A 15,690-nucleotide genomic window follows, 5' to 3' on the forward strand; every position below is an offset into this window, starting at 1 on the left:
TGGAAGACTTTGTCGTACACCATTTATTTAGTTGAAGATGAGCAGAATTTAAATGAACTGTTAACCAAATATTTAGAGAGTGAAAATTGGAATGTTTCCTCTTTTTTAACCGGAGAAGCGGCACGCGAAGCAATGAACAAGCCGCCGCATCTATGGATTTTAGATATTATGCTGCCTGATACAGACGGCTACACACTCATTAAAGAAATCAAAGCAGCCTCGCCTGACGTACCGGTCATTTTTATTTCGGCACGTGATGCAGATATTGATCGTGTGCTTGGCTTAGAACTCGGGAGCAGTGATTATATTGCGAAACCCTTTCTTCCGCGCGAGCTGATCATCCGCGTGCAAAAGCTGCTGGAGCTTGTATATAAAAACAGTGACACACCGCAGCAAAGCGTCACACCCGTTTCTTCCTATATCATTCATGAGGACGTAAGAGAGGTGTATGAAGGAGATCAGCTGATTAACTTAACGTCTAAGGAATTTGATTTGCTGCTCTTATTTACCCATCATCAAGGACATGCCTTTTCCCGGGAAGATATCCTCGTCAAGATCTGGGGGCACGATTACTTCGGGACAGATCGTGTGGTCGATGATCTTGTCAGACGGCTGCGCAAAAAAATGCCTGACTTAAAAGTCGAGACCATTTATGGATTTGGCTATAGGATGCTAAAAGGATGAAGAACAAACCACTCGCTTTTCAAATTTGGGTTGTCATCTCTGGCATTTTACTCACCATCTCGATTGTCCTGATCATTTTATTTTCAAATACATTACGCAGCTTCTTTACGAATGAAATTTATAAAAACATCGAAAACGAGCAGCAAGTGTTAACAGAATACCCTCTGAATCGAGACGGCTCACCAAAGTCGACACCAGAAAACCGCTCGGTTCAGCACATTCTGATTCCGTCAGATGAATTAAATCAAATGGCTCAGTTTTTCCCGCATGCCTTTATTGAAAAAGTGCAGTCCTTTGTTAAAAAACAAAAAAGCGCAACAAAACGCTATTCTGAAGAAGTGAATGGTCAGCATATCTTTTTTGTGATCAAAAAAGTCTCAACAGGCAATACACAATATATTCTCTTGTCATATGCACCCGATTCTTATCGAGATGACTTGTCCTTTACACTGTTTAAACAGCTGATTTTCATCTTAGGAACGGTTATTTTACTAAGCTGGATTCCATCGATTTGGCTCGCCCGCTACTTATCACGTCCAATTGTCGCGTTTGAAAAGCACGTCAAGCGCATTGCACAAGAAGACTGGGACGATCCTGTCATTGTTGACCGGCAAGATGAAATTGGCAAACTGGGGCATACGATTGAAGAAATGAGACAAAAGCTCATTCAAAAGGATGAAACAGAACGAACGCTTTTGCAAAATATATCACACGACTTAAAAACACCTGTGATGGTCATCCGCGGTTATACGCAGTCTATTAAAGATGGAATTTTCCCTAAAGGAGATCTTGAACAAACGGTGGAAGTGATTGAAGGCGAAGCGGAAAAGCTTGAGAAGAAAATCAAAGATTTGCTGTATTTAACAAAGCTTGATTATTTATCAAAACAACATCCGGCGCATTCTCCCTTCCTTGTGAGTAATACAATGCTGGAAGTGGTTGACCGTTTACGCTGGTCGAAAAATGAATTGCAGTGGAACGTGGACTTAGATGATGAGGCTGCACTTGAAGGCGATCCAGAACAATGGAGCAAACTATTTGAAAATGTATTAGAAAATCAACTTCGCTACGCAAAAAGTAAAATTGATATTCATATGAAGCAGGAAGAGGATCAAATTCGCATCGTCATTCGTAATGATGGCCCTCCAATTGAAGAACACATGCTATCCAGCCTATACGAACCTTTTAGTAAGGGAAAAAAGGGCGAATTCGGCATTGGATTAAGCATTGTCAAACGAATTCTTTCAATGCATCAAGCGTCCATATCAATTGAAAATGATGAACTAGGTGTACGCTATACGATCACTGTTCCAAAGAAGAGGCTGTAGGTTTTACACCGCAGTCTTTTTTAGATGAATGAATACCCATTGAAATCACGGTATGTGGCTTTGATTTTCTTGCCAGCTTGATACATCCATTTCTTTTCAATGGTTGTCTCTTTCGGCATTTTGACTTTTTCTACTTGAATTCCTTTTGTTTTCAAGCGTCTAATCATATCATCAATTTCTCTCATGGAACATCATCCTTTCACATTTTTTGACCGGTTGGTCACCTTACTTTATAATATAAAGAATTACACTGTAAAAAACAAGTTACAATCTGATTAATTTTTGAAAAGTTTTGTCGTTTATGACCGATAAGTCACATCTCTTTGCGCACGTTTCCTAAGACATTTGTCTCTCGGTAAGAAAGGATGACATTCATATTGAAAAAGAAAGAAAAAATGATTATTGAGGCTGGTATGAAGTTATTTGCCAGCAAAGGCTATAATACAACGTCTGTTCAGGAAATTGCAGATGAATGCCACATGTCAAAGGGTGCGTTTTACCTTTATTTCAAATCGAAAGAAGCACTGCTTATTTCGATCTTGCATTACTATTACGATAAGGTATTTACCCGGATTCACGAGGTTCAAACAGAGGGCGGCACACCTAAAGAGGCCTACCGGAAACAGCTCACTGTCTATTACGATAATATTTTGCAGCAAAAAGATTTTATTAAAATGCAGCTAAGCGACAGGGCGCTCCCATTGAACGAAGAAACACAGCAGCTCGCAAAGCAAATTCGACTTGCGACGATTCAGTTGCACATTGATAACATTAAGCAAGTGTATGGAGATGCAGCCATTCCTTATATGGCTGATCTATGTTTAACGATTGAGGGTATGAGTCACGTTTACTTTGAGCTTGCCATTTTATATGATTTTCAGCTCGAAGCAGAGGAGCTTGCCGCAACAATGATTCACCGTATCGATGATCTAATGGGCGGTATGATGAAGCGAAATGACCATCCGCTCATTTCTGTGGACCAAGCAAGCGACTGGTTCGGCCCGATTTATGAACGATCATTTGACCCGCTCACAGAATCTCTATTAAAAGAATTAAGAGAGCTGGCAGAAGCACATTATGAAGTAAAAGACGAGCCAGATTTATTTGAAGCGCTTGGCATTTTAGAAAACGAGTTAAACAAACAAAAACCAAGACAAGTCATCGTCAAAGGCATGCTTTACCAATTGAAATTATACACACCACTTCAGCCGGTCTCAGGCTCCTTATTACGCATTCTAAAAGAAGATCATTTATAAAACCCAGGGCTTGGTTGCCCTGGGTTTATGATTGTGACAAACAATCAAACTTCTTTTCTGTGATTTCAGGGAGTTTCCATAAAAAAACCAGAGGCACAGAGGCCTCTGGTGTCTTATTTTGCTTTCGGTGTCACCATTTCTTCTGGTTTCACAAACTCTTCAAACTGCTCTTCTGTTAATAGTTCTAATTGAAGGGCAGCTTCTTTTAGTGTTAATCCTTCTTTGTGCGCAAGCTTCGCAATTTTCGCTGCATTTTCATATCCGATGTGCGGGTTGAGTGCCGTCACAAGCATCAATGAATTGTTTAGGTTTTTCTCGATCGTTTCTAGGTTTGGTTCAATTCCAACGGCACACTTGTCATGGAATGAGTTCATACCGTCAGCAAGCAATTCAACCGACTGTAAGAAGTTATAGATGATGACCGGCTTAAATACGTTCAGCTCGAAGTTTCCTTGGCTTGCGGCAAAACCGATCGTTGCATCATTCCCCATGATTTGTGCGGCAATCATTGTTAAAGCTTCACTTTGAGTTGGGTTGACCTTTCCTGGCATAATGGAGCTGCCTGGCTCATTTTCAGGAATGATCAATTCACCAATTCCGCAGCGAGGACCACTTGCAAGCCATCTCACATCATTGGCAATTTTCATTAAGTCAGCTGCAAGTGCTTTAAGCGCACCGTGTGCATATGTGATTTCATCATGGCTTGTCAGCGCATGGAATTTGTTTGGTGAAGAATTGAACGTTTGACCTGTTAACTGGCTGATTTCTTCTGCCACGTATTTACCAAACTCAGGATGTGCGTTAATTCCCGTACCAACAGCTGTTCCGCCAATGGCAAGTTCTCTCATTTTTTCAGTAGATTCTAAAATCATTTCTTTTGAACGATCAAGCATGTACACCCAGCCGCTAATCTCTTGGCCCACTGTAAGAGGTGTTGCATCTTGCAAATGCGTACGGCCAATTTTCACGATCTCTTGGTATGCTTTTGCTTTCTCATCAAGCGTCGCTCTTAACTGGTCAATCGCAGGCAATAGCTTTTTGTACACAGCTAATACAGCTGCCACGTGCATAGCCGTTGGGAATGTATCATTTGAGCTTTGGCTGCGGTTGACATCGTCATTCGGGTGAATGCTGAATTCACTATTTTTATCTTTCAAGTAAGCAGTTGCTCTATTTGCAACGACTTCGTTCATGTTCATGTTACTTTGTGTTCCACTTCCTGTTTGCCATACAACAAGCGGGAAATGCTCGTCATACTTTCCACTGATGATGTCATCACATACAGCAGCAATCGCTTCTGCTTTTTCACTTTCTAAGTTGCCTAGACGTTCGTTCGCAATCGCTGTGCTACGTTTCAAAATTGCAAACGCATTCACAACTTCCTTTGGCATTTTCTCAGAACCGATTTTGAAATTTTCTTTGCTTCGTTGTGTTTGTGCACCCCAGAACTTGTCCTGTGGCACCTTGATTTCGCCCATTGTATCTTTTTCGATTCTAAATTCTGTCATTATGTATCCCTCCATAGCTTCATCACTCAACTCTATTCTATACAAAAAACGAAAATCCTTTAAGCGTTTTCAATTAAAATTTTATCTTTATTTTAATTTTAGTTCAATATAAACACGAACATCTTTGGAATATTTGTATTTTGGATTTGTTTTTCCGTAATCTTTTGACGTATAAGTCACCTCATAATGCTTGTCAAACGACTGTAGAATAAGGTCGATCTCCTCTTTTGTTCCTGCTAAACGAATTTGCGCCATCTTCTTTCCTCCAACACCGTGATTCTTTCATATACCACAAAATAATGTAACACAGAATATTGTTTTTTCAAGCAGGTAATGCTAAGAAAAAGAAATTGAGGTGGGTGATCCATTTGAATCAAACTCCATTGAAAGAGCACTTATACGATAATCTCTCTGTCATTCTCCCTCAGTTAAAGGACATGGATGATTTGATCCATGAGAAAAAAACATTGCCTCATGGACAGGTTGTCTACTATTTATACATTAAAGAAATGAACGAAGCGATGCAGATTCAAACCTTCTTAAAGCTGCTATTGCAAGATCATGCCTCTCTAACAAAAGAGAAGCTAGAATCCAATTTATCGATGATGACTACCCGTACGGTAAAAACCTCTGAAGAACTAGTAGATGCTATTTTTCAAGGACATTGTGTCGTACTGATTAATGGATTTCAGCACGCTTATATTTTAGAAACACATGGAACGAAGAAACGCAATTTAGGAGATGCTACATCTGAAACCGTCGTAAGAGGACCAAAGATTGGTTTCATTGAAGATATCAACACGAACTTAGCTCTCGTCAGACAGCGTTTGAAAAACCCTGATCTCAAAACAGTAGACATGAAAATCGGCGAAAAGAAATACACCCAAGTATCGATCATGTACATTGACGGTATCGTTGAGCCCTCTGTTTTAAAAGAGGTAAAAAAGCGTCTCAAACAAGTCACCATTGATGATATACAAGACTCTGGCGTCCTTGAAGAGCTCATTGAAGACAATGTGTATTCTCCTTTTCCGCAAATTCAAAACACAGAACGGCCTGATAAAGTGGCATCTGCTTTAAACAATGGGCGCGTCGCCATCTTTGTCGATCATTCGCCTTTTATCTTAATTGTGCCTGCTTCCCTCGCGACGATTATGCAGTCACCTGATGATTATTATGAAAGATGGATCGCCGCCTCTCTTATTCGTTTGCTCCGTTTTACATCCATCTTTCTCACATTGTTTTTATCAGCCATTTATATTGCCCTTGTGTCCTTCCATCAAGGTCTTTTGCCCACAACTTTAGCTATTTCCATCTCAAGCACACGAGAGAATGTCCCCTTTCCTCCTATTGTGGAAGCACTCATCATGGAAATGACCATTGAGCTGCTGCGAGAGGCCGGGTTAAGACTTCCTAATCCACTTGGACAAACAATCGGACTTGTGGGCGGTGTTGTCATTGGGCAGGCAGCCGTACAAGCCCATATCGTCAGCTCCATTATGGTCATTATTGTCAGCGTCATTGCACTTGCATCCTTTACCTTTCCTCAATATGGAATGGGGATATCATTTCGTGTCCTTCGCTTTGTGTCCATGTTTACTGCAGCTGCATTCGGTTTATATGGACTTGTCCTGTTTATGCTCGTCTTACTCACTCATTTGACAAGACAAAAAAGCTTTGGCACCCCATATTTTTCACCAGATTTTGTGTTCAGTTATAAAAATGAGGACAATTCCATCATCAGATTGCCTTTGAAAAATCAAAAGAAAGGGGAACGACATGGTCAATCATAAAGAGTCGATCACAAGCTATCAGGCAAGTGCCATTATCGCCAATACCACACTAGGTGCAAGTATGATGATTCTGCCAAGATCAATGGCTCAAGCTGCGCCTACACCTGACGGCTGGATTGCACTCTTACTCATGAGTGTGATATACATTGTGTTCATTTTTGTCAATGTGCTCATGATGAAAAAGGTCTCCTTTTCTTCCTACTATGACTATACAAAAGAAGGACTTGGGAAATGGATTGGCTCACTTGCCAACCTGTTGATTATTATTTACTTTCTCGGCGTTGCCAGCTATGAAGTACGAGCCATGTCTGAGATGGTGAAATTCTTTCTACTTCAAAACACACCTGTAGCCGTGACGATGATCAGCTTTATTTTGGTTGGTTTTTACCTTGTGATTGGGGGGATTGGTGATTTTGCCCGGCTGTGCCCTTTTTTTCTGATTGTCACACTCATCATCTTATTTGTAGCCTACGGACTTAGTGTACAAGAGTTTAAGCTCGATAACCTACGGCCAGTTTTAGGAGAGGGCATTTCCCCTGTTTTCAATTCCTTGAATGCTTCGGCCATTTCGTTTGTCGGCATTGAAATGATGCTTTTCATGCCTGCCTATATGAATACGCAAAAACACACTTTTGCATATGGCTCCATCGGCTTTTTGATTCCTGCGATCATCTATATTTTCACCTATATTCTTGTGGTTGGTGCGCTCACGGTGAAAGAAACGGCGACTCTGACGTGGCCGACCATTGCCTTATTTCAATCATTTGATATTCAGGGGATTTTTATTGAACGGATTGAATCCTTTTTGCTGATTGTTTGGCTTGTCCAGCTTTATACGAGCTTTGTAGGATATACGTTTTTTGCTACGATAGGAGTCATCAAATTGACTAAATTCCCTAAAAAAATCGCGCTCGCCTTGATGGGCATTGTGATCTTCTTTGCCGCTCTTTTCCCAAAAGATGTTGATACGGTCCGAGACTATTTAACCTACGTAAACAACTTGTTCTTTCTTCTATTTGGTATACTCCCGTTTCTTTTATTTATCATCGTATTTTTCAAAAGGAGGCGGAAAACAGCATGAAAAAGAAAGCGGTTCTTGCGCTCTTCTCACTGATTCTATTATGCGGGTGCTGGGATAGTACAAATATCGAGGAGCTCAACATGGCAATTGGATTTGCTGTAGATAAAGGAGATGACGGACATAAATTGAAGCTGTCTATGCAGGTGCTCGTTCCGCAAAAAATTGAGCAAGAATCAAGCGTGAAAGATCCGACGAAGATTATTGAAACAAGCGGTGATTCCATACACCAAATTTTTCGTACGACGGCCCTAAAAACACACCGCATTTTTGCTCAGCAGCTGAGGGTTTATTTGTTTTCTCAAGACCTTATCAATGAAAATAATTTCGATTTGGTCATCAATCAATTCATTCGGGACAATGAAACACGAAGAGGAAGCCTTGTCTTTATGGCTTCTGAGAAGCCTGGAGATATGTTGAAAATCAATGACGACGGCCAGCCTGCCGCTTCCACCTTATACGATATTTCTTCGAATACAAAAACGACCATTCGTATGTTCAAGCCCGTTTCCTTAGGAGATATTTCTTCTGCCATGCAAAACAACGTATCCTTTGCCATTCCGAAAGTCAGTGTTAGTCAGGGCAAATTAATGCTGGATGGTGCCTCGATCATTCAGAACAAACGATTTCTCACCAACATCTCTCCTTTAGCGGTGCAGTCCTACAACCTGCTGACTGGAGATGCAACAGGCGGAGTGATTGAATTCCAATATGAACATAGCATTTATTCTTTTGAGATCTTTAAAATCAAACACAACATTGACACCCATAAAACAGCCAGTGGCAAATATGAATTTGATGTGTCAGTGGAGCTTGATGGAAGATTGTCTGAGGATTGGAATGAACGGGAAAATTCATTTAATGAAAAATACCTCCAAGAAATTGAGAAAGTCGTGGCACATCGACTGGAGGAAAATGTAAAAGATTTTATCGGGGAATTACAGCATGAGATCAAAGCAGATATTTGTGGATTTTATCAAAAAGCGAGTATTGCCTATCCGAAGGAATTCCGAAAAGAAGCAAAACATTGGGATGACATTTTTAGTGAATCCGATATTCGTTACAAGGTAAATGTGAAAATCCGTGACTTCGGGACTAAGGGCGCAACACAATCCTTATAGAGTATGTTAAAATGGTAAGAAAAAAAGGGTGTCAATCATGAAACGAGCTTTACTTTCGGCCGGCATTCTATTTTTGATTCTAGGAATACTTCTGTTAGTCGTGGTATTCATGCAATCAAAAGAAGATTTCTTCATTGAAGCCGACAGCTTTTCAAGCACATTTTTGATCGTGATTTATTATGGACAAACCCCTGCGCTCCTTCTGATTGGAGGCGGTTTATTTGTTGGACTTTCACAGATCATTGATTTGCAAGAGAAAAAAGCGGCAGTGGCAAAGGAAAGCGTCAAACTGCTTTCCGAGATGAAGAAAACCCTGGAAGACAAATCGGCCGAGGAGCAGGAGGCTTTTCCAGTTCCTGAGCTCCATCAACTATCCGAACGTCCAATCACAGGACAGAAGGACTAATTTTGCACATGTTCCAGCAGCTTTCATTTGAAAGCTGTTTTTTTATTGAATCAGCTTATGGCGATGTGCATACACGGCTGCTTGTGTGCGGTCTTCTACATCAAGCTTGGAAAGAATGTTGGTAATATGCGTCTTGACTGTTTTGATGGTAATAAACAATTCCTCAGCAATGACCTTATTCGATTTCCCATCGGCAATCAGCTTTAATATTTCCATCTCTCTTGCGGTTAACGAATCGTGCAAAATGGACCCATTTGATGAATGGCGGAGTTTGTTCATGACCTTTCCAGCTACTTTTGATTCAAGTCTTGGTTCGCCGATACTCGCAGACCTGATGGCATCAGCAATTTCTCCTGCTTTCGATGTTTTTAAAAGATAGCTTAAAGCACCAGCCTCAATAACTGGATACACTTTATCATCATCAATAAAGCTCGTCAGTACAATAATCCGGGCATCCTCTATTTCCTGACAAATTCTTTTCGTTGCTTCGATGCCATCCATGCCTTCCATAACAAGGTCCATTAAAATCACGTCTGGCTTTAATTCAACCGCTAGTTCTACACCTTTTTGTCCATCTGACGCTTCACCGATGACTTCAATATCCGCCTGTGCCTCTAAAAAAGCAGCAAGACCCATTCTCACCATTTCGTGATCGTCAATTAAAAGCACTCGAATCATCGAACGTTCTCTCCTTTTCCTTCATCAAAAATGGGAACCTTCACATCAATTTGTGTGCCTTTTCCCTCAAATGACATAATCTCTGCGACACCGCCTACTTCACTTGTTCTTTCTCGTATCGATTCAAGTCCGTAGGAAGCAGTCTTCACATGATCTGTTTGAAAACCAATCCCGTTGTCGATAATTTTCAACTGAACTTGACGGTTCCGAATAAGCAAACGTACTGTCACCTTTGTCGCCTTTGCATGCCTAAACACATTGGAAAGGGCTTCTTGCACAATTCGGAACAGATGGTCCTCCACCCCTTTAGACAGCGGAGCATCATCTTCTATTTCCCAATCAATATCAATTGGCTGCTTTGCCTGAAATTCATTGAGTAGCTCAATCAAGCCTTTTTTCAAGTCTTTTCCTTCAAGGGTGATCGGTCTTAAATGCAGAAGGAGTGCACGCATCTCATTTTGTGCATCGCCAGCCATTCGTTCCACAAGACGCATTTGCTTTAAAATCTTTTCATCCTTTTCCTTCATCCCTTCAAGAATCGCAGACGTCATCATCGAAATGGCGAATAGCTGCTGGCTGACTGCATCATGCAGCTCACGCGCTAGACGCTGACGCTCTTCTGAGACAACCGATTTTTTCATTTGAACCTGCCATTCAGCTCGCTCATTTGAGAGCTTTTGTAAGGAGGCTACTTGCCCTTCCACTCGTTTCGCCATTTCATTTAATTGATCTGCCGCCAAACCAATTTCATCATCACCTAGAGAAGGCAGTCTATAGGCAAAATTCCCATTTTCAAACTTCAAAATCGACTCTACAAGCTGATCCAGCCGCTTCTTATGCTGATAGCCAAACACATGCCCCGCTGATACACCAATGGCGAGACTAATAATGAGTAAAATACAAAAAAACGGGATGCCGAACCACCGCGTAGACAGCAAAATCATGGGATCAAGCTGGTAATAAAAAAACATCGGGAGTGTCGTCATGATGACAACACCAAGCGAGATACCGACTGCAAGACGAACAGATTGCCACTGGATGCCTAAATGCAGTTTCCTCATAAGTACCTCACATCCACATCCCCAATCAGGAGAGAAATGGAGATTTTCACTTTTCGCTTGCTCTCATCATAATCATTTGTCATGACATACACTTTACTGCCGAACCCGCTTCTTTTTTCATCAATGATTTTCATATCACCAATTGCAGCCGAAGCACTCACACATACTTCAATATCCTGAGGTACATAAATATCGACATCTCCGATGAGCCCACTAATGACGATCGTGCTCTCTTCCTCAGCAATAATCGCCTTGGATAAGTCGATTTTGACATCGCCAATAAAACCTGAAATGGTCAAATCGCTTAATTGAAATGGTTTTTTCATCAGCCTGACTTCACCGATGAAGAAATCATGTTCTTTGCGCGGCTTTGTCTGGCTTTTTGTTTTCTTCTGATCGCCCTCTTTTTCAAGATTGACTTTCAGTGAAGGCTTTCCATCGTCTGATGATTCCTTTTTATCGACATCAAAAACAGGTTTGTTTTTCAATAAACGATAGCCCGCATAGATCAAAAAGGCAGCAAATAAATACCCAGTCAAACTAAACGTGATATTTAGTAGAAACTTCAAGAAGAGAAAGCCTGCAAAAATATAGGAAACCGAACCGAGCCAACGTTTAGATCGAGAGTGCAGCCAATAACCAGCCAGAGCAAAAAACACTGGCCAAAATAAGTCTGCCCCAATCCCAATAATTTTGAGAAAAAGATTTATACCGAAAATCACCACAATGATGCCTAAAATTTGATTTCTAGAAAAACGCAGTTGACTCGCCTCCTTCCTTTTTACGTTTGTTTACCGCAATTTTAAGCTTCCGCTTGTCATCTCAATATCGACTAAGTGTGTCCCTTTCCCATGCGTGCCTGTAAAACCTCGGCCTTCACTGTCCGCTTGGTCAAAATCATACGAATGATCAATACGTCCACTCGTTTTTTTCACTTGGACTTTGAAATCTCCCTCATCTGGCAAGTTAAATTTCGCACTGCCTGATGTCATGTGAAAGTCGACTGGTGAATCAATTGTATCAAAGCTTGCTGTCAGCCTGCCGCTTGTCATGCCTAATTGCAGCTTTCCTTTTACATCTTGAATATCAGCACGACCAGAAGTGGCACCAATATCACTTTCCTTCGCATCAATATGAGACACTGAAAGTCTGCCAGAAGTCGCTTTGATTTCCACACGATTTGCTGAGAAGTTCTCAGCTGTGAGGTTTCCGCTCGTTGATTTGAGCGTCACATCTTGAAGAGACAGCTTTCCTTCGCCATTTACTCCGCTCACGCCGATTCCACCTGTTATTTTCACATCTTTATGATAATCTGTTGGAATTTTGACTAAGAGTTCTCCTTTTTCAAATGCAGAGAAAAACAAAAATCCTTTATTTTCAGCACGGACTTTGAATGTTCCGCCTGTTTGTTCCGCATACATTTTCCCTTTTCCATTCACAACCATCACAGAAATATCCGAACGATCTTCCGGCTTCACCTTGATGCGAAATCCAGAAAGAGAGATATCTAATTGTTCAACCTCATCCTTTTTCGCTGAAGCTGTTGTGACCGCTTTATCACGAGAAAAGCTCAAATGAAAGAGATCTCCATTTTTGAAAAGCATCCCAATCATCAAAAAAACACCAACAAGTATACAAATTAGACCAATGAACCGTTTCATTTATATCATCCCTTTATCCTTTGACCTTTTTATTATAAGGAAAAGCGAAACAGAAAGAAATCAAATAACGGAAGAAAAATCCTGTTTTTCTTCCGTTTTGACACATTTCCATTAGTTTGCCGGCTGTTTCTCAAGCTGCTTTGATCGCTTAAGCTTTTGCCATTCCTTTTCAACCTCATCAGCGTAATCAAGATGAGCATATGCACCCTGATCGCCAAATTGTGCATAACTGCCCGCTTTTGTCTCCATTTCCTCTATACGGTTCTCCATGCGTAGAAATTCTTTATAAGCACTTTCACTATCAACCTTATTCATAGATTCATTCATATGCTGCTTTGCCTGTGCGGCATTGGCTCTTGCAATCAGCGCTTGCTTCTTGTCTTTAACATCACGCAGCTTTGTTTCTAGATGCTGCAACTGTTCTTTCAGCTCTTTCAGCTGTTTAACAGATTGCTGATAGGCTTCTTGATATTCGTTGTGCTTTTCTTCAAAATACTTCATTTCAGTCAGTGCTTTCCGTGCAAGTTCTTCTTCTCCTGCATGAAACGCCAGCTCCGCCTGTTTCTTTCGCTTATCAGCAAATTCTTCTGTTTCTTCTGCTTTTCTCAAGAAACCTTGCTGAATGGTTTGCTGTTTAATGATCGCATGCTTTGCTTTGGCAATATCGTCCTCCATATCACGAACATATTGATTCAGCATGACACGCGGATTCTCCAATTTATCTAAGCCTTCATTGACTGTTGCAACAAACATATCACGTACTCTTCTTAATACCATTTCATATTCCTCCCTTTATTTTTTCTTTAAAAAGTCTTCCCATTCTTGATCAAATGACGTGTGCATAGTTTCTTCCATGTTCGGTGCCGTGTTTGGCTCCATATATGTTGTTCTGCCGGATGATTCCTTTGCAGATTCACCATTGATCATCTTCCAGCCAAAGTAGAGAAGTACTCCAGCAAATGCGATTCCGAGTAAAAATGGCAGCGACTGTGCGACGAGCAATACACCGATAATAGAGAGTATGACCCCTGTTGTTTTACTGCCTTTATCATATTTTTTGACACCTACATAAATGAGCCACGCCCCAATCAAAGTCGGGATCAGCCCGCCCAATGAACCACCAAAGAAGATGGATAAACCGATAAACATCAGGATTGAACCGATGATGGTTTTACTTGTGATTTTCATCTTCATGCCTCCTTTCTTGCTCCTTGCTTTAACTATAGTCAAAAAAGGAAGCCGACAAAACGTGTCGTAGATTGATCTTTGATTGCGACCAGAGTCGTAACATGGCTCAGACTGAACGGTTGAATCCATAGAAAAAGCACTCTTCGACTAGAAGAGTGCTCAGATTATTGACAAAGGGCTAAAATGAACTTTATTTTAGCTCTTTGTCTTCTTTTCAGCGTGATAGAAAACCTTTGCAGTCTAGGAAGAACGAGTACTGGCGCGGAGCGAATTTCACATTCGTGAGCACCAGCGCGTAGGACTGACAAAGAATGCGAGGGTTTGCCTACACGCTGAACACTCTTCGACTAGAAGAGTGCTTTTCCTCATTTAGAACGAAACACATCTGCACTTCGTTCATATTCAACATCCGCTTCACCAAGCCGATGATTCACAATACGGGCGGCAGCAAATAAATAGTCGGATAGACGGTTCACATATGTGAGCGTAACTGCTGGAATTTCCTCCTGCTTTGCGAGTGTCACAATATGCCGCTCGGCTCTCCTGACGACTGTTCGCGCTACATGTAAGAGGGCAGCACCTTCCTGGCCGCCAGGTAAAATAAATTTAGTCAGCGGTGCGGCTTCTTCTACATACACGTCCATTCGCTCTTCAAGGACTGTGACAGAATCTTCTTTTAACTTGCCTTCTTTCGGTGGTTTCACCGCTGCTAAATCACCGCCGCAGTCAAACAGTTCATGCTGAATGACCATCAGCTCAGATAGAATATCTTGAAACAATTCGCCATGCTGCCTTAAGTTTGCATGGGCTAGTCCAATCAAACTATTCGCCTCATCTAATGTACCGTACGCTTCTACCCTTGCGTCATCTTTATCAGCCCGCCCGCCAATCAAGCCTGTTTGACCTTGATCTCCTGTTTTTGTATAAAGTTTCATTGAGGTTCCCCCTTATCCATTGCTTGTTCCTTTTAGTATACCCTGAAGTGGAAAAGATGTATTTGTTTTATTATGAAACACTTTTATTCAAAACCTCTTCATTTCCACTTTATATGTTGAATGATGAAACATCACATTTTATAATAAATGAAAGCGCTTTTTAATTATGACAGATGGGTGGGATGATAGATGATTTTACAAAACAAAGTAGCAATCATTACAGGTGCAAGCAGAGGGATTGGCCGCGCCATTGCGGAGGCATTTGTCTCTGAAGGAGCTAAAGTGGTGCTGAACGGAACGAATGAAGTGCTATTGCAAGACGTTTGCTCCTCTCTGAATAAAGAAGAGACACGCGCTGTTTCTGTCGCTGGTGATGCTAGTTTACCAGCGACAGCTGCCTCCCTCGTTGAGAAGGCAAAAAACCATTTCGGACAGATTGATATATTGGTCAACAATGCTGGGATCAATTTGCGGAAATCAACAGTCGATACATCTGTTGATGAATGGAAAAGACTAATTGATATTAATTTGACGGGTACGTTTCTCATGTGTCAAGCAGTCATTCCTGACATGATCAAACAGCAAGGCGGGAAGATTGTCAACATGAGTTCAACTACTGGCAAAACCCCTCATCACAATGCATCACCCGCTTACGGCGTTTCAAAGGCAGGTATCAATTACTTAACGATGCATCTTGCCAAAGAATTAGCAGCACATCACATTCATGTAAATGCTGTCTGTCCTGGGCCAATTGAGACAGACATGAGCAAACAGTGGAGTGATGAATACCGTAGATCTGTTTTAGAAAGAATTCCTCTGAAAACAATTGGAACACCGCAGCAAGTCGCAAACGCCGTTACCTTTTTAGCCTCTGATCAGTCAGATTTCATCACAGGGGAAACCATCAATATGAATGGCGGAACGTATATGAACTAAAGAAAGAGCCCCATTGGAAGGCTCTCAGATTGTTGACAAAGGGTTAAAATGAACTTT

General features: G+C 41.2%; 18 protein-coding genes. 8 read left to right on the plus strand and 10 right to left on the minus strand.

What is annotated here, in order from left to right:
• Positions 1 to 9 precede the first annotated feature (9 nt).
• Both NST73_RS15590 and NST73_RS15595 read left to right on the plus strand, forming a co-directional pair.
• Positions 10 to 684 (plus strand): response regulator transcription factor, encoded by a 675-nt coding sequence (locus tag NST73_RS15590; protein WP_017359278.1) that lies wholly within the window; start codon positions 10 to 12, stop codon positions 682 to 684.
• Positions 681 to 2,012 carry a HAMP domain-containing sensor histidine kinase gene (locus tag NST73_RS15595; RefSeq protein WP_017359277.1) on the plus strand — a complete coding sequence of 444 codons (1,332 nt, stop codon included), beginning with the start codon at positions 681 to 683 and terminating at the stop codon, positions 2,010 to 2,012. The genes NST73_RS15590 and NST73_RS15595 overlap by 4 nt, the downstream gene beginning before the upstream one ends.
• Before the next feature lie 20 nt (positions 2,013 to 2,032).
• On the opposite strand, the gene spxO is transcribed toward NST73_RS15595, so the two are convergent.
• Positions 2,033 to 2,197, minus strand: a complete 165-nt coding sequence (gene spxO, locus NST73_RS15600; protein ID WP_096881830.1) for an anti-adapter protein SpxO — start codon at positions 2,195 to 2,197, stop codon at positions 2,033 to 2,035.
• A gap of 192 nt (positions 2,198 to 2,389) precedes the next feature.
• Between spxO and NST73_RS15605 the strand changes: the two genes are divergently transcribed.
• Positions 2,390 to 3,268 carry a TetR/AcrR family transcriptional regulator gene (locus NST73_RS15605; RefSeq protein WP_017359276.1) on the plus strand — a complete coding sequence of 293 codons (879 nt, stop codon included), beginning with the start codon at positions 2,390 to 2,392 and terminating at the stop codon, positions 3,266 to 3,268.
• 113 nt (positions 3,269 to 3,381) lie between these two features.
• Here NST73_RS15605 and fumC read toward each other — a convergent pair whose 3' ends face one another.
• Together fumC and NST73_RS15615 are read right to left on the minus strand one after the other, a co-directional pair.
• On the minus strand, positions 3,382 to 4,776 hold the full coding sequence (gene fumC, locus NST73_RS15610) for a class II fumarate hydratase (RefSeq protein WP_017359275.1): 1,395 nt from the start codon (positions 4,774 to 4,776) through the stop codon (positions 3,382 to 3,384).
• 87 nt (positions 4,777 to 4,863) lie between these two features.
• On the minus strand, positions 4,864 to 5,031 hold the full coding sequence (locus NST73_RS15615) for a YvzF family protein (RefSeq protein ID WP_017359274.1): 168 nt from the start codon (positions 5,029 to 5,031) through the stop codon (positions 4,864 to 4,866).
• 113 nt (positions 5,032 to 5,144) lie between these two features.
• Here NST73_RS15615 and NST73_RS15620 point away from each other — a divergent pair, with 113 nt between their 5' ends.
• Genes NST73_RS15620 through NST73_RS15635 form a run of 4 tightly spaced genes read left to right on the plus strand, consistent with a single transcriptional unit; the run spans position 5,145 to position 9,174 of the window.
• The gene (locus NST73_RS15620; RefSeq protein WP_008347079.1) at positions 5,145 to 6,569 is read left to right on the plus strand and encodes a spore germination protein; all 1,425 of its coding nucleotides are present in this window, start codon (positions 5,145 to 5,147) and stop codon (positions 6,567 to 6,569) included.
• Positions 6,556 to 7,650 carry an endospore germination permease gene (locus NST73_RS15625; RefSeq protein ID WP_008347081.1) on the plus strand — a complete coding sequence of 365 codons (1,095 nt, stop codon included), beginning with the start codon at positions 6,556 to 6,558 and terminating at the stop codon, positions 7,648 to 7,650. The genes NST73_RS15620 and NST73_RS15625 overlap by 14 nt, the downstream gene beginning before the upstream one ends.
• Positions 7,647 to 8,768: a Ger(x)C family spore germination protein gene (locus NST73_RS15630; protein WP_041507750.1), complete on the plus strand. Its 1,122-nt coding sequence runs from the start codon at positions 7,647 to 7,649 to the stop codon at positions 8,766 to 8,768. The genes NST73_RS15625 and NST73_RS15630 overlap by 4 nt, the downstream gene beginning before the upstream one ends.
• A 37-nt stretch (positions 8,769 to 8,805) precedes the next feature.
• Complete coding sequence (locus tag NST73_RS15635) at positions 8,806 to 9,174, plus strand: hypothetical protein (protein WP_007500307.1); 369 nt, start codon at positions 8,806 to 8,808, stop codon at positions 9,172 to 9,174.
• A 42-nt stretch (positions 9,175 to 9,216) separates the two neighbouring features.
• On the opposite strand, the gene NST73_RS15640 is transcribed toward NST73_RS15635, so the two are convergent.
• The 7 genes from NST73_RS15640 to NST73_RS15670 form a co-directional block, all read right to left on the minus strand.
• Complete coding sequence (locus tag NST73_RS15640) at positions 9,217 to 9,852, minus strand: response regulator transcription factor (RefSeq protein WP_007500305.1); 636 nt, start codon at positions 9,850 to 9,852, stop codon at positions 9,217 to 9,219.
• Positions 9,849 to 10,913: a two-component system sensor histidine kinase LiaS gene (gene liaS, locus NST73_RS15645; RefSeq protein WP_007500303.1), complete on the minus strand. Its 1,065-nt coding sequence runs from the start codon at positions 10,911 to 10,913 to the stop codon at positions 9,849 to 9,851. Before liaS ends, NST73_RS15640 begins: the two co-directional genes overlap by 4 nt.
• Entirely contained in the window at positions 10,910 to 11,674 is a 765-nt protein-coding gene (gene liaF, locus NST73_RS15650; protein WP_007500301.1) for a cell wall-active antibiotics response protein LiaF, read from the minus strand. Before liaF ends, liaS begins: the two co-directional genes overlap by 4 nt.
• Positions 11,675 to 11,704: 30 nt before the next feature.
• Complete coding sequence (locus NST73_RS15655) at positions 11,705 to 12,574, minus strand: DUF4097 domain-containing protein (RefSeq protein WP_342499203.1); 870 nt, start codon at positions 12,572 to 12,574, stop codon at positions 11,705 to 11,707.
• A 111-nt stretch (positions 12,575 to 12,685) separates the two neighbouring features.
• On the minus strand, positions 12,686 to 13,351 hold the full coding sequence (locus NST73_RS15660) for a PspA/IM30 family protein (protein ID WP_096881837.1): 666 nt from the start codon (positions 13,349 to 13,351) through the stop codon (positions 12,686 to 12,688).
• Positions 13,352 to 13,366: 15 nt separating this feature from the next.
• Positions 13,367 to 13,762 (minus strand): hypothetical protein, encoded by a 396-nt coding sequence (locus tag NST73_RS15665; RefSeq protein WP_047945391.1) that lies wholly within the window; start codon positions 13,760 to 13,762, stop codon positions 13,367 to 13,369.
• Between the two features lie 365 nt (positions 13,763 to 14,127).
• Positions 14,128 to 14,697, minus strand: coding sequence for a cob(I)yrinic acid a,c-diamide adenosyltransferase (locus NST73_RS15670; protein ID WP_160758012.1), 570 nt, complete (start codon positions 14,695 to 14,697; stop codon positions 14,128 to 14,130).
• A 189-nt stretch (positions 14,698 to 14,886) separates the two neighbouring features.
• On the opposite strand from NST73_RS15670, the gene NST73_RS15675 reads away from it, so the two are divergent.
• A complete protein-coding gene (locus NST73_RS15675; RefSeq protein WP_144679193.1) occupies positions 14,887 to 15,633 on the plus strand; it encodes a 3-oxoacyl-ACP reductase family protein in 747 nt (248 codons plus the stop codon).
• The last annotated feature ends 57 nt before the right edge of the window (positions 15,634 to 15,690 follow it).

This window comes from Bacillus sp. FSL W7-1034, from assembly GCF_038593365.1.
GTDB lineage: Bacteria > Bacillota > Bacilli > Bacillales > Bacillaceae > Bacillus > Bacillus altitudinis.